Genomic DNA, 14882 nt, shown 5'->3' with positions numbered 1-14882 from the left:
GAGTAAAGAAGCGATTAATCGCGTCTGTACAAGAGTGAGGAGTAGAGACGCGATTAATCGCGTCTGTACAGGAGTTGAAAGATTTAATTTTTAACTCCTAACTCCTAACTCCTCACTTCTCACTTTTATTAGGAGTATTACAACCAATCATTGTCTTCTTCATCATCCCAGTTATCTTGGTAGCTGGGACGGGATTTGCGTGGCGGACGGCTTTGGCTTTCATAAGAGGAAGAACGACTATCTCGACTATAGTCTCTGCCATAGTCTTTACCGTAATCTCTGCCATAGTCCTTACTGTATGAGTCGCGTTCCCGATATGTATCTCTGGGAAAGTCGCGTTCTTTATCTTTATCACCAGTAAAGATGTCACGGATTGTACCAAACAAGTCGTCATCTTCATCTTCAGCATAAGTTTCCCTGACTTCCCGGTTTAGCTCATAGAGAGCATCTTGCAAATCGGCGTAGGCTTGGTCAATACCGCGATCGCTATTTTCCTTAAGACTCTCTTTTAAGTCTCGGCAAATATTATCAATTCTTTGGCGGCGGTTTCGGGCAAACTGCATACCAAATTCGAGTGCGACTTCTCTAAGCTGTCGTTCTGCTTGAAAAATCAACGCCTCAGAACGAGTCCGCTTTTCTACTCTTTCTTTACGTTCGCGATCGACATCGGCGTATTTCTGAGCGTCTTGAATCATTCGATTCACTTCCGACTCGTTCAAGGTGGAAGCGCCTTGAACAGTGATACTCTGCTCTCGCCCAGTGGTTCTATCTAGGGCTGTTACCTGTAAAATCCCGTTAGCATCAATATCAAATGATACTTGAACTTGGGGAATTCCTCGTGGTGCTGGTGGAATGCCATACAGCTTGAAACGTCCTAAAGACTTATTGTTTGCTGCCATATCCCGTTCGCCCTGGACTACGTGAATTTCCACAGTATTCTGGTTATTTTCGGACGTGGAAAAAATGTCAGAACGACGGACTGGGATGGTGGTATTGCGGGGAATGAGTTTTTTCATTACGCCGCCGATGGTTTCCAATCCCAAAGATAACGGTGTGACATCTAAAAGCAGCACATCTTTGAGTTCGCCTGCGAGAATTCCTGCTTGAATTGCTGCACCCACTCCCACTACTTCATCGGGGTTGACGTTTTCGTTGGGTTCTGTGCCAATCAAATCCCGCACTAGCTGCTTCACCATTGGCATCCGTGTAGAACCGCCAACTAGCACCACTTCTTCAATGTCTCTAGGTGAGAGTCCGGCATCTTTAAGGGCGCGTTTCACTGGTGTCCGCAATCGCCCTACCAAATCACCACACAAACCTTCAAACTGAGAACGTGTTAGACGAGTTTCCAGATGTTTGGGGCCTTCCTGATCGGCAGCAATAAAAGGTAAGTTAATTTCGGTGATGCTGACAGCAGAAAGTTCAATTTTTGCCTTTTCCGCAGCTTCCATCAGGCGTTGTAAAGATTGTCTCTCGCGTCTTAAATCTACCCCTTCGGCTTCCAGAAATTGCTCTGCTAGCCAATCTACTATTACTTTGTCAAAGTCGTTACCACCAAGTTGCGTATCTCCACTGGTAGCTTTAACTTCAAATATTCCATCGCCTACTTCTAAAATCGACACGTCAAAAGTGCCGCCACCCAAGTCAAATACTAAGATAGTTTCCGTGTCACCCCGATCTAATCCATAAGCCAAAGATGCAGCAGTCGGTTCATTAAGAATCCGCAGCACCTCCAAACCGGCAATTCTGCCAGCATCGCGGGTTGCTTGCCGTTGAGAATCATTAAAATAAGCGGGTACTGTAATCACTGCCCCTGTTACCGATTCACCCAAATAGCGACTAGCATCGTCTGCCAATTTCTTCAGCACCATTGCCGAAATTTCTTCTGGGGCGAAATCCTTATTGAGACGGGGACAAGCAACTTTAATATTACCTACTTCGTCCTTGCGGATGGTGTAGGGTACACGCTTGGAATCTGGACTAAGTTCGGCATATTTGCGCCCAATGAAGCGTTTAACTGCGAAAAAGGTATTTTGTGGATTGAGGACGGTTTGTCGCCGTGCCATTTGCCCAACCACCCTTTCGCCTTCTTTGCTGAAGCCAACTACGGAGGGGGTTGTTCGCATTCCTTCTGCATTGGCAATCACCACCGGCTTGCCACCCTCCATAACGGCGACTACTGAGTTGGTTGTACCCAAGTCGATGCCGACTACCTTGCCCATGCGTTACTCTTCTCCTAAAGTGTCTTATATATTTATTATGATTGGGCGGAACTACCTCTAGCTTTGTGCTATTGGATGAAAACACCTCAATGGTATAATAGTCATCATTAAGGCAGTAAGCTAAGAAGTGCAGCTAGAGCAGATAGTTGCAAGACTAGGATAGCATTGACGATGATTGGTGTGTCCAAGCAGCCTCAATTCTTGTTATCCTGCTACTTCTATGTACTGTATCTGCAAGTTTCTAAATGCACCTTAACACTTCGTGGAAGTCTCCATCTTCTCTACGAGACGCTGTTCGCGTTCAAGGTACTCCTTAGATGGGGATTGTGAGCGGGGGATGACGAATCCCCAATTTTTCGGGTATTATACTGGCTGTCTTGACCACCAATGCCGTAAGCGAAAACCAAGCTGTATAGGTAAGTGTCGCAAGAGAAAGATTTGGGTCTTGGGAACCAGGACTCCTGCCCTTGGAGGGAATGTAAGACCAAAAAAACTACGGAGTGAGGCTATTCCCGATGAATTGGGAAGCTTAGACTTCAGCCGTAGGCAAGTCTGAGTAGTTCACCAGAGCGATTACAAACTTCCCTAGCTGAGATTGCGCGAGAACGCGATCCTTACATGGCAACGGCTGGACATTTTTTTGTTCAAGAATACATCCGCCAGCAATTCTCCCAATGGGGGAGTGTGGAAATCCACACCTTTGAAGTCAGGGGTAAAGCTTGTAATAACTTGATATTAAATTTACCCTCCCAAGGGAGACGACAAAAAAAGGATTTGCCACCGATTTTAATTGGCGCTCATTATGATGGCGTTCCGGGAACACCTGCGGCTGATGATAATGCCACCGGTGTGGCGGTGTTGCTGGAATTAGCCATGCTCCACTTCAGATAAGAAATCTAGCCCCAAGCCAGCCTTTTGCCTCTGGTAGTAGGCGACTGAATTATCTAGCTCTGCTCTAGCTTCACTGTGAATAATGATTTGCTTCACGAGTACTTTTGTCGCAGTTCAGTGAATACCTTGTCTGACAGTTCACCATAAGCTGTCCCACTACTAATCTCTTCCATCCTTCTCGTTAACTCAACATCCCAAGCAAATTCTGCGTTATCGTCAACATCTTGATCTAAGGAGTGGATCAAAAAGTAAGCAAGCTCTGCACGTTCCTGCATAGATAGCTGAGATAGTTCAAGCCTAAGTTTCTGTACTGTCTTGGTCATAGTCTGCAATCCTCTTGCGATTAATCAGCATAGAGTTAGTGTTGAATGTGGCAGATTAAGGTAAGCGGTTTGCCATGAATCGAAGCGCCACATAATCTTCAATATAAAGGTTTATAGTTCAATACGCTTGGTGTTAGCGCCTGTCTCCCCAGCACCCAATGCCCCATTCCCCAATGCACTTGTTACCAATCACCACTTCGTGACTATGAGGATTGTACGAATTGACACGAAACAATGAGGCTAATGAATGCCAAGATCAAAAAAAGGATGCCCCAAGGATATTAAAAGTACTATGCCAGAATTACACCAATCAATTGCCCAGCATTACCACGAACGGACTAAATACAACCCTGAGACTCTCGCTTCTAAAAGTCAGCAGTTAGACTGGGCTAAACAGCCAGTGCCTTTCAAGGAGTACAAAATTGGCTCTACTTTTGATCTCAAACCCTATATCCAAGAAAAAACAGAGGGATTTGCTAATAACCCAGATGCTCAATGGTGGCAAAGACTTTCACGGCTGCTGTTTCGCAGCTATGGATTGACGGCGAGAATGCCTTCTATGGGTAGCGCGGTGTATTTACGTGCTGCTCCCAGTGCAGGCGGATTATACCCTGCCGAGGTGTATGTGGTTTCTCGTGGTACGGCGTTATTGCCACCAGGTCTGTATAATTACCAGTGTCGAACTCATTCTCTGATGCATTATTGGGAAAGTGATGTTTGGCAAAATCTCCAAGCAGCTTGTTTCTGGCATCCTTCCCTAGAAAATACCCAACTAGCAATTATTGTGACTGCGGTTTTCTATCGCTCTGCGTGGCGCTATGAAGATCGGGCTTATCGGCGGATTTTTCTAGATACGGGACACCTGTTGGGCAATATCGAGTTAGCTGGTGCGATTACTGACTTTCGCCCCCACTTAATCGGCGGTTTTGTGGATGAATCGGTAAACGATCTGCTTTATATCGATCCGCAACAAGAAGGTGCGATCGCTGTCTTACCTCTGGCAGACTTGTTAGATATCAATCAAAATTTGCCAGTGGGATGTACTGCTTTACCTTCCACCACCGAAACCAGTTATCCCAAAATCCCCGATGGTGAATTGCTGACATATTTCCATCGACACACTCAGATCCAATCAGGTGTAACGGGCAATCTTAATCTACCAACTATTAAACAAGAAAAATCTTTGGAGGATAAATATAACTTTCCTTTCTGTTTGAAAATTCCCACCAACACTGCGCCTATAGATTGGGGACAAAAGCTGTCAGAACTGGAAATTACTATGTATAAGCGACGCTCTACCCGCGCTTATAATGGTGATGATTTAACTTTCGATGAATTAAAAGGTTTACTCGATTTCACTTACCAACCACAAAATTACATCGACCAAAGTTTAGATATTTCTCCAGACTACTTTGATTTGAATTTAATAGAAACATTTATTGCTGTTTGCGGAGTCAAAGGATTGGAGGCAGGTTGTTATTATTACGCACCCAAAGCCCAAGAATTACGCCAAATTCGCTTTAAAAACTTTCGGCGAGAGTTACATTTTCTCTGTTTGGGGCAAGAATTAGGGCGGGATGCAGCTGCGGTGTTGTTTCATACAGCCGATTTGAAAGCTGCGATCGCACAATATGGCGATCGCGTTTACCGTTACTTACATCTGGATGCCGGCCATTTAGGACAACGCTTGAATTTAGCAGCCATACACCTGAATGTAGGCGTTAGTGGTATCGGTGGTTTCTTTGATGACCAAGTAAATGAAGTTTTGGGTATCCCTGCTGATGAAGCTGTTCTATATATCACTACATTGGGACGCCCAAGATAAAAATAATCCTAGAGACGCACAGAATGCAGAGAGTTTCTTTCTGTATTCTTTGCGTCTATGTACAAGTTATCTTTGCTTAGTGTAAACTATCAAACATACTTTACACTGCTAGATTCCTATGAAGATTGAACCAACATATACCTCTGTGGGAAGTCTTTTTGAGTAAAGACCCTTATTTTTCATTCTTAAGTATTAAAGAGCGTAGATGTTGCTCTTAAGGTTTTTTATCGATAAATTATCAGATATTATATCATGTTCGCTTGATTACTTATTAAACCCGAAGAACCCCACCCACCGCAAAACATACTGCCCTTCTTAGGCAGGGGAATTCAACCCGCAAACTTTGTTAAATTCCGAATTATCCTTGAGTGAAGAATCATGAATGATGGCATTTAAAACTCGCTTTTGTGATTAACTTACATCCCGATTTTTGGAATTAAGAACTTGGGTTTGGTAGTGCCGCCATTTTTGCTGCTGACGCGCTCTTTTCTCGTCGGTGAGGCTATCAAAACAATAGGGACAGGAGATACCTTGTTCATACTTTGGAGACACCTTATCTGACTCAGTAATCGCATATCCACAACAGAAGCATCGCTCGCAACTTCCTTCCTCCAACCCATGACTGACAGCTACGCGCTCGTCAAAGACAAAACATTCCCCTTGCCATAAACTTTCCTGGGCTGGAACTTCCTCTAAATACTTGAGAATGCCGCCCTTTAGATGATAAACTTCTGCAAAGCCTTGGGCAAGCATGAAGGATGAGGCTTTTTCACAGCGAATGCCGCCTGTACAAAACAGAGCAACCTTTTTGTGTTTAGTTGGGTCGAGGTGGCGTAGCACATAATCGGGGAATTCCCGGAATGAGCCAGTTTGCGGATTTTCTGCTCCTTGAAAAGTACCGATATTCACCTCATAATCATTGCGGGTGTCAATCACGGTTACTTCTGGATCGCAAATCAAATCATTCCATTCTTGGGGACTGACATAAGTGCCAACTTGTTCATTTGGGTCAATTTCAGGCAATCCCAAAGTAACAATTTCTGGCTTCAACCGCACCTTCATCCGCTCAAAGGGGGGGGTTTCGGTATAGGACTCTTTGTATTCTAGGTCTGCTAGACGAGGGTCAGTACGCAGAAACCAGAGAACAGAATCAATCGCCTGACGCGAACCGGCAATTGTACCGTTAATGCCTTCTTGTGCCAGCAAAATTGTTCCCTTCACACCTTGCGTTTGGCAGTAAGACAGCAGAGGCTCTTGTTTCTCGGCAAAATCTGGGAGCTTGACAAATTTATACAGTGCTGCAACAACTTGGATATTTTCTGGCTTCATCCCTTTGGTAATGGAACAATATAAGTTACAATTAACTTCGACAATCAAACTTACCTACTATTTTAACTTTATGGGGGTTTAGCTCAGTTGGTAGAGCGCCTGCTTTGCAAGCAGGATGTCAGCGGTTCGAGTCCGCTAACCTCCATTGGATATTACTTATTCCGAAATTTTCCTAAACATCCAAACTAACTTTTATTCGATACTTAGGGTCTATGGATGGAGAAGTAAAACTGAACGATGTTTAACAACAACAGGCTGCGGGTTGACGCAAAACCAAGACTCCACGTTGTACAATCGCTAAAAATACAATCTGGAGAGCGACTTGCCTAGATCGATTCAGTCTACTCAACCACCACTAAAATTTATTCCTCAACGGTTGAACCTGCTGGTACTCCAGATTGTTCGGTGGTTACTGCCGATCGCACTACGGTTCCGCACTCGTCCTTGGCTAACGGCTGGTATTGTCCGTGTTGAAGCCAAGAATGTTGAGGTATTAGCTGAACTTTATCAACAATTCCAGGCTGGAAAAATTCGCTTTTTGCTGGCATTTCGCCACCCAGAGGTGGAAGATCCCCTGTGTATGCTGTATTTGCTTTCCCGCATTGTGCCACAGGTTGCTCGTCAGAAAGGTATTACACTGCAATCCCTTGTTCACAGCTATTTTCTCTATGACCGGGGTATGACGGTTTGGGCTGGAAAGTGGCTAGGTTGGTTGTTTTCACGGATAGGGGGTGTGCCGATTCATCGCGGTAGACGACTAGATCGGCAAGCTATTCAAACAGCACGGGAGTTGTTTGCTAATGGTGAACTACCGATCGCAGTGGCACCGGAAGGCGGTACTAATGGTCATAGTGGTATTGTTAGCCCCTTGGAACCTGGTGTTGCTCAAATGGGGTTCTGGTGTGTAGAAGACTTGCAAAAAGCTAATCGGACTGAGACTGTAATTATTGTACCGATCGCTATCCAGTATCGCTACGTTGAGCCACCTTGGTCTAAACTGGATTGGCTGCTGAGTAAGTTGGAAGCTGATAGTGGCTTGCCTGCAATGGAAATTGAGCAGGGTGAGGGCGAAGAGATTTACTATCAACGCCTGTGTAGGTTGGCTGAATATCTGATTACCGAGATGGAAGAATTTTATCGTCGCTTCTATCATCAAGACATCCCAAAAACCATCTCAACTGATGAATCTGCTAGTTCTAATCAGGTGTTGATTGCTCGACTTCATCGCTTACTGGATAAGGCTTTACAAGTTGCCGAGCAATATTTTGGAGTTCAAGCACAGGGAAATTCCATTGATCGCTGTCGCCGCTTGGAAGAGGCTGGCTGGAATTACATATATCGGGAAGATTTGCCAGATATCAATGCTTTACCACCCTTTAAACGCGGTTTGGCAGACTGGATTGCTCAAGAAGCAGACTTGCGGATGCGGCACATGCGGATAGTGGAAAGTTTTGTTGCAGTCACAGCTACTTATATTCAGGAACAACCGACGGCGGAACGGTTTGCGGAAACAGCTTTGCTTGTATTCGATATGCTTTCTAGAATTCAGGATACAACACTTCCAGGGCGACCTCGGCTAGGTTTGCGAGAGACACAAATCACCGTAGGGGAGCCAATTTCAGTAACCGAACGCTGGAAAAATTGTCAGGGCGATCGTTTGACGGCTAGACAAGGTGTGAGCGATTTGACGAAAGATTTGCAGGTTGCTTTAGAGAAGATGATTGCTTGATTGCCTGACGCAGAGGTGATAAGTATCCAAGTAAATAGACCAAGCAAGTAGGGGCACAGCAATGCTCATTGGTGTCAACTTAAGCTAAAACGCTTATCCCACAGGCAAAGTGGATTTTTGACCAGCGTCTCGTTGTGCATCTGCAATGCCTTGCCAACGAGCTAACCAAAATATCACAATTAATACCCAGGATACTATGACTATCTCATTGACTAGCGATCGCAGAAAATCAACTGAGCGCAGTTGCCCAGAACTAAATTCAGCCAGAGATTTAAGCTGTTTCGCTGTCCATGAGCTTTTGCGTTGAGTAGCAGAGATGATGCGACTCAGTAGTAATTGGCTTACAGAGACTACCGTATCACTGATGATTTTAATTAACCATAATGTAGCCTGAATTGCGTAGCTTGCCGCCGTAGGCATCGCAGCTATAAAAAAAGCGATCGCTGTTTTAAATATTGCCCAGCCATCTCCGAGAAATATTTGCAGGGGAACTATTAAAAAAGACTGTGCAGGTAAATCGAGGGTATTGACTTCTAGCTGAAAAAAGTAGAAATATGACCAACGGTAAATCCAGCCTGCAAAGAAAAGCGCCGCACCCAGCAAGCCAAGTACACTTGTGAATTTACCTAAAATATTGGTTTCCTGATTAGGATTTGGGGCTTGGGTCATACGGGAGATGGGGGAGATGAGGTAAACAATGTAGGGTGTGTTACCGCCGAGAGTACGGCACCGAGATTATTGTTGGGTTGAGCAACGCGAAACCCAACCTACACATTTTTATTTTTTGGGCTTAACCCAAGCGTATTGGAGACCGTCCCACAGGTAAGGCTGTAACTTGGAGTGGTATACCCATAAATAATTTTACTGTAAAAAATTCTACTCAAGGTCAAGCGGTGGTGAAACTGAAACCACCTGTAGTTTCCACAGCACAGTTGCAGGGTATTCAGTCAGTGGCTAGAAATCGGCAATATGTGGTAGATGAAATCCAGTTCAATTCGCAACAACGAACGGTCACTATTCTGGCAAAACCTTATTGAGCGTGAATTCTTTCATCTCTAGGGGCGTACATCTATACCCCTAACCATTTTGACGTTCTTAACGACAGACACTTCTGGTTAATAACAAACATCGCAATATTAATAAGGAACATTGCGATGTTAATAACAAATATCACGATGTTCATCACAAACATCACGATATTAATAAGAAACATTGCAATGTTCATCACAAACATCACAATATTAATAAGAAACATTGCAATGTTCATCACAAACATTACGATATTAATAACAAATATCACGATGTTCATCACAAATATCACGATGTTGGTAACGACAGCTTCTAGACCCAATTGAAAACAGCTACCTCTGCGCTATTCTATGAAAAAAATTCTCACCAGTCTTTTGGCTGTGGGCGTTTATCTAACGCCTATAACAGTGATGCTGATGGCTCAACCCACTTGGGGACAAACTCAAAATTCGCAAGCGCAAGAAGCAGAAAGACTGCTTGAGCAAGGGATAAAACTGACACAGCAACAGGAACACCAACAGGCAATACAAATATTACAGCCAGTTCCAACTATGGCACAGGAACTCAAAGACCAAAAACTAGAAGGAACTGCACTGGTTTGGCTTGGGTCTAACTACGACCGTTTAGGAGAAAAGCAAAAAGCACTCGATTTTTACAACCAAGCTTTGCCCCTTTCGCGGGCTGTGGGCGACAAGGCAGGTGTTGCGACTACACTCAATAACATCGGTGGAGTCTACGACGATTTAGGAGAAAAGCAAAAAGCACTCGATTTTTTCAACCAAGCTTTGCCCCTTTCGCGGGCTGTGGGCGATCGCTCTGGTGTTGCGACTACACTCAATAACATCGGTCGAGTCTACTCCGATTTAGGAGAAAAGCAAAAAGCACTCGAATTTTACAACCAAGCTCTGCCCCTTTCGCGGGCTGTGGGCGATCGCTCTGGTGTTGCGACTACACTCAATGACATCGGTGGAGTCTACTCCGATTTAGGAGAAAAGCAAAAAGCACTCGATTTTTTCAACCAAACTCTGCCCCTTTGGCGGGCTATGGGCGATCGCTCTGGTGTTGCGACTACACTCAATAACATCGGTAAAGTCTACTTTGATTTAGGAGAAAAGCAAAAAGCACTCGATTTTTTCAACCAAGCTCTGCCCCTTAGGCGGGCTGTGGGCGATCGCACAGGTGTTGCTCGCACACTCAATAACATCGGTGCAGTCTACTCCGATTTAGGAGAAAAGCAAAAAGCACTCGATTTTTACAACCAAGCTCTGCCCCTTAGGCGGGCTGTGGGCGATCGCTCAGGTGAAGCGGCTACACTCAATAACATCGGTGGAGTCTACTTTGATTTAGGAGAAAAGCAAAAAGCACTCGATTTTTACAACCAAGCTCTGCCCCTAAAACGTGCTGTGGGCGATCGCACAGGTGTTGCGACTACACTCAATAACATCGGTTCAGTCTACTCCGCTTTAGGACAAAAGCAAAAAGCACTCGATTTTTACAACCAAGCTCTGCCCCTAAAACGTGCTGTGGGCGATCGCTCTGGTGTTGCGACTACACTCAATGAGATCGGTCTAGTCTACTCCTATTTAGGACAAAAGCAAAAAGCACTCGATTTTTACAACCAAGCTCTGCCCCTTTCGCGTGCTGTGGGCGATCGCTCAGGTGAAGCGGCTACACTCAATAACATTGGTCGAGTCTACGACGATTTAGGACAAAAGCAAAAAGCACTCAATTTTTACAACCAAGCTCTGCCCCTTTGGCGTGCTGTGGGCGATCGCTCAGGTGAAGCGACTACACTCAATAACATCGGTCGAGTCTACGACGATTTAAGAGAAAAGCAAAAAGCACTCAATTTTTACAACCAAGCTCTGCCCCTTTGGCGTGCTGTGGGCGATCGCTCTGTTGAAGCTCTCACCTTGGGTAATATTGGTGGACTCTTCCAAAGTACAAATCGACCAACTGAAGCCATTATTAATTTAGAGCAATCTATATTCGTAATATCAAGTCCGGGTAATTAGTTAGAACTAGCCCTTTCAAGGTGACTCCTAAAATCTGTTTTTTTCTCTCTGTGTTCTCTGTGGCTCTGCGGTTTAAAAGTAATTTATTTAACCACAGAGTCGCAGAGAACACAGAGTAAAGAGATTAAAGAGAAATTTTCTGACCAAAATTTTTACCCACCTTGAAAGGGCTATTAGTTAGAACTTACGCATTGACAAGAAATACCAAATATGAAACAAGGTTAAAAACCAATAAGCCTGGGTTAAGGCTAAAAACTAAAACTGGCGTAGGTTGGGTTGAGGAAAGAAACCCAACATTATCAAGGCTTTGTTGGGTAACGCTTAGGCTCAACCCAAGCGTATTGGATTAAAAATCCCTAATTAGCGGGAGCATCCCAAATGTGTAAAAACATATTTTGTCATTGCGTTCGCCCTTGGCGTTCCCGCAGGGTACGTAATGAAATGAAGCGTTCGCGGTAGCGTCTCTAAGAGTTGCAATCGCAGCATCTAGACTTTGCGATTGCTTCATTCCGCAACTCTTAGAGACGCACTCGCGTTCGCTCCATTCGCAATGACTACCTGCTAACTTGATAAATTTGCTTGCATTGGGATGCTCCCTAATTAGCAATGCTGATGATTGCGGTTATTGGGATCTAGCTGCAAACTTGCAGACATGTTTAGATTCTGTGTGATTACCCAACGATCTCAAAGTTCGTAGCTGCCAATACTGGCGCTGCTGTGAATGGATCGTTATCGTTATCAATGTTGGCAAACAGCCCACCTGTCCCAAAGCCTGGTGATCTCAAGTTTGGGTTGAAGAACAAATTGCCAGTTCCAAGACTGTAAGTAATGAGTCTAAAGCTAGTTGCAGCTGCTGCATCATTAGCTACTATCTGAATATCGGACAGATTGTTGAGTCCGAGGAAAGTTGTCTGATCCAGGACAATTCTGTCAGAAGCGCGGCTGAAGTCAGTAATTTGATCTACGCCAAGAGCTGCATCATTATACTGAGCGCCTGAGTTGAACACGAAGCGATCGCTACCACTACCGCCTGTCAGAAGATCATTACCATCGCCACCTCTTAAGAAGTCATTACCAGCATCACCATAGAGGCTGTCATTGCCAGCGCCACCATAGAGGCTGTCACTACCGTTACCACCAAAGCCGCTTAACGGTGTAGCTGTGCCACTACCATCAAGCAAGTCATTCCCAGCACCGCCTGTAAAGCTGACTGCACTGAGGCTAGTTTCCCCCAAGTCATTAACATCGAAGATGTCATCGCCTCCGCCACCATTGACTTCAAAACTCTCTGCGGTGTCTACAGTCAGGGTGAAGGGAACTAGGTTAAGCCGATCAAAGATTGCTCTTCCTTGGGCGTCTTGTTCCAGGCGGAAGGTGTCTCCTGCAGCTCCTGCGCCGTTGACCTCAACCACGTCATCGCCAGCATTACCGCTAATTCTGTCGCTACCGTCACCGTTGTTCCAGATGAGTCGGTCGTCGCCGCCTCCGCCAGTGAAGATATCGTTGCCGCGATCGCCTATTATGGTATCGCTCCCGCCCCCACCGGCTAGCAAGTCGATACCATCGCCACCTTGTAGCAAGTCATTTCCAGCGCCACCAATTAGGGTGTCATTTCCAGTTCCACCAATTAGGGTGTCATTTCCACTATCACCAGAGCCAGTTAACGGTGTAGATGTGCCACTACCATCAAGCGAGTCATTTCCAGCACCGCCTGTAAAGCTGACTGCACTGAGGCTAGTTTCCCCCAAGTCATTAACATCGAAGATGTCATCGCCTCCGCCACCATTGACTTCAAAACTCTCTGCGGTGTCTACAGTCAGGGTGAAGGGAACTAGGTTAAGCCGATCAAAGATTGCTCTTCCTTGGGCGTCTTGTTCCAGGCGGAAGGTGTCTCCTGCAGCTCCGGCGCCGTTGACCTCAACCACGTCATCGCCAGCGTTACCGCTAATTCTGTCGCTACCGTCACCGTTGTTCCAGATGAGTCGGTCGTCGCCGCCTCCGCCAGTGAAGATATCGTTGCCGCGATCGCCTATTATGGTATCGCTCCCGCCCCCACCGGCTAGCAAGTCGATACCATCGCCACCTTGTAGCAAGTCACGACCAGCGCCACCAATTAGGGTGTCATTTCCAGCGCCACCAATTAGGGTGTCATTTCCACCAAAACCACTGAAGTTATCAGAAGCGGCATCACTAATACCTGTATCTGCTCTATTGGTTGGTTCTGGGCCTGGAATCCAAATTACTGCCATGATTAATCCTCCTGATTCTTAATTTCTAAGTGAAAAATGAGCTACTAGCAGTTCATTTTTAAGAAAAGTATGAAAGTACTAGTTTCTGTCTCCGAGCTACAAAACTGATAGTTTTTAGCTGCTAAGTATTACTCAGAGATCCGTTCTTATTTTATGCAAAATATTTGTTTTTATAAAACTGATTCACTATGAAATTTGCAACTTTTAGACCATCTGGAAAATCAAAAATTTTTCCTAAATGCCTTTCCTGTAGAGGCTTACAGACGATTAGATAATTTTAAATAAAGTTAAAATCATAACTGATAATTAAATATTAATCCGTGCTTATCTTGTGGCTTTGGTGACAACACTCAATTTTTCTAGCAGGATTAACAAGGGAGTATTTACCTATAAAATATAGTGAGGTTTTATCTAAAGTATCTAAAAGTGTCACCGACCTAGAAGCAGCTATGAATAATCGATACATGCTGTTAATAACCAAGAGTTTTTACTGAAGGTTGAAGCATGGATTTTTGCATTTACTCTTAAATAAGTATTTATCTGATGAGTAAAATGTAATACTTTAATCTGATTGAATATTTGCCTTCTAAAGTTAATTTCAGTGAAGGTGGAGCGTAGGGTCACTGAACGCACGACTTTATCGTTGCAAAGCACCTAGTACCCAAGGCGGAAGTCAAAAGTCAAAAGTCAAAAGTATTATGGAATAAGCTCTTTAGGGATTTTAAATAGTTGCTCTATTTCCGTCGTGGCGTATTATAAGTTAATAAATTAATATGGTTCAGTTAAGAAAAATTGTAGGTTTGGTTAAGCAACAAAGCCCGGAAATGTTGGGTTGAGGAACGAATGCTGTTAGCGAATTATTTCTTAACATTGGAATCTTCGATAAATCCGTCGTTCTCAAAGATGTTGGCTTTCCTTGCCTCATATCATGTCCCAATACTGTTCAGTTAAGCATTTCTTCCTTCTCTCTGTGTTCTCTGCGCCTCTGCGGTTCGTTAAAAAAAAAATTGACTTTCACAAAGAGTTTTAGCCTTAACTGAACCGTATTGTATCATGTCCGCCAAATTACCCATAATAAAAGAACCCCACCCCCAACCCCTCCCCGTTCACCTACCGTGTATACACCTCTTCCATCACTCTTGGACAAAGCAATCGCTGCAAGGCTTACGAGACTTCACTTTCCAGGTTTGGGCTACATTTTTGAATTTATATTAGAAAATAAAGCCTCAAACCTTGATTTAGTCATAGTTTCAGTTTTCTGCTTCGATTA

General features: G+C 44.5%; 8 protein-coding genes, 1 tRNA gene and 2 pseudogenes. 6 read left to right on the top strand and 5 right to left on the bottom strand.

The window, feature by feature from the left end; translation table 11 throughout:
• Positions 1-137: 137 nt before the first annotated feature.
• Positions 138-2222: a molecular chaperone DnaK gene (gene dnaK, locus LC586_RS18705; protein WP_229486228.1), complete on the bottom strand. Its 2085-nt coding sequence runs from the start codon at positions 2220-2222 to the stop codon at positions 138-140.
• Between the two features lie 552 nt (positions 2223-2774).
• On the opposite strand from dnaK, the pseudogene LC586_RS18700 reads away from it, so the two are divergent.
• Positions 2775-3095 (top strand): annotated as a pseudogene (locus tag LC586_RS18700) (M28 family peptidase); the annotation flags it as partial.
• Positions 3096-3205: 110 nt separating this feature from the next.
• On the opposite strand, the gene LC586_RS18695 reads toward LC586_RS18700, so the two are convergent.
• Positions 3206-3436, bottom strand: coding sequence for an addiction module protein (locus LC586_RS18695; RefSeq protein WP_229486227.1), 231 nt, complete (start codon positions 3434-3436; stop codon positions 3206-3208).
• 292 nt (positions 3437-3728) lie between these two features.
• Here LC586_RS18695 and LC586_RS18690 point away from each other — a divergent pair, with 292 nt between their 5' ends.
• Positions 3729-5261, top strand: a complete 1533-nt coding sequence (locus tag LC586_RS18690; protein WP_229486253.1) for a SagB/ThcOx family dehydrogenase — start codon at positions 3729-3731, stop codon at positions 5259-5261.
• A gap of 411 nt (positions 5262-5672) precedes the next feature.
• On the opposite strand, the gene trhO is transcribed toward LC586_RS18690, so the two are convergent.
• Positions 5673-6590 (bottom strand): oxygen-dependent tRNA uridine(34) hydroxylase TrhO, encoded by a 918-nt coding sequence (gene trhO, locus LC586_RS18685; protein WP_229486252.1) that lies wholly within the window; start codon positions 6588-6590, stop codon positions 5673-5675.
• 72 nt (positions 6591-6662) lie between these two features.
• On the opposite strand from trhO, the gene LC586_RS18680 reads away from it, so the two are divergent.
• Both LC586_RS18680 and LC586_RS18675 read left to right on the top strand, forming a co-directional pair.
• Positions 6663-6735: transfer RNA gene (locus LC586_RS18680), tRNA-Ala, on the top strand.
• A 177-nt stretch (positions 6736-6912) separates the two neighbouring features.
• On the top strand, positions 6913-8319 hold the full coding sequence (locus LC586_RS18675) for a lysophospholipid acyltransferase family protein (RefSeq protein ID WP_229486226.1): 1407 nt from the start codon (positions 6913-6915) through the stop codon (positions 8317-8319).
• A gap of 93 nt (positions 8320-8412) precedes the next feature.
• Here the strand turns inward: LC586_RS18675 and LC586_RS18670 are convergent, their stop codons facing one another.
• Complete coding sequence (locus LC586_RS18670; protein ID WP_229486225.1) at positions 8413-8988, bottom strand: hypothetical protein; 576 nt, start codon at positions 8986-8988, stop codon at positions 8413-8415.
• A gap of 224 nt (positions 8989-9212) precedes the next feature.
• On the opposite strand from LC586_RS18670, the gene LC586_RS18665 reads away from it, so the two are divergent.
• Positions 9213-9356, top strand: coding sequence for a hypothetical protein (locus tag LC586_RS18665; protein ID WP_229486224.1), 144 nt, complete (start codon positions 9213-9215; stop codon positions 9354-9356).
• A gap of 342 nt (positions 9357-9698) precedes the next feature.
• A pseudogene (locus LC586_RS18660) lies at positions 9699-11336 on the top strand (tetratricopeptide repeat protein); the annotation flags it as partial.
• Positions 11337-12034: 698 nt separating this feature from the next.
• Here the strand turns inward: LC586_RS18660 and LC586_RS18655 are convergent.
• Positions 12035-13612 (bottom strand): calcium-binding protein, encoded by a 1578-nt coding sequence (locus tag LC586_RS18655; RefSeq protein WP_229486222.1) that lies wholly within the window; start codon positions 13610-13612, stop codon positions 12035-12037.
• Between the last annotated feature and the right edge of the window lie 1270 nt (positions 13613-14882).

It is taken from the genome of Nostoc favosum CHAB5714, from assembly GCF_020829495.1.
Taxonomy (GTDB): domain Bacteria; phylum Cyanobacteriota; class Cyanobacteriia; order Cyanobacteriales; family Nostocaceae; genus Nostoc; species Nostoc favosum.
The sequence above is the reverse complement of the archived record's forward strand: the minus strand, read 5'-3'. Positions and strand labels throughout refer to the sequence as shown.

What these genes read in the sequence shown, in the direction of transcription:
- LC586_RS18690 (WP_229486253.1), top strand. Translation starts at nt 3,729, where the DNA reads ATGCCAGAATTACACCAATCAATTGCCCAGCATTACCACGAACGGACT.
- trhO (WP_229486252.1), bottom strand. Translation starts at nt 6,590, where the DNA reads ATGAAGCCAGAAAATATCCAAGTTGTTGCAGCACTGTATAAATTTGTC.
- dnaK (WP_229486228.1), bottom strand. Translation starts at nt 2,222, where the DNA reads ATGGGCAAGGTAGTCGGCATCGACTTGGGTACAACCAACTCAGTAGTC.
- LC586_RS18655 (WP_229486222.1), bottom strand. Translation starts at nt 13,612, where the DNA reads ATGGCAGTAATTTGGATTCCAGGCCCAGAACCAACCAATAGAGCAGAT.
- LC586_RS18670 (WP_229486225.1), bottom strand. Translation starts at nt 8,988, where the DNA reads ATGACCCAAGCCCCAAATCCTAATCAGGAAACCAATATTTTAGGTAAA.
- LC586_RS18695 (WP_229486227.1), bottom strand. Translation starts at nt 3,436, where the DNA reads ATGACCAAGACAGTACAGAAACTTAGGCTTGAACTATCTCAGCTATCT.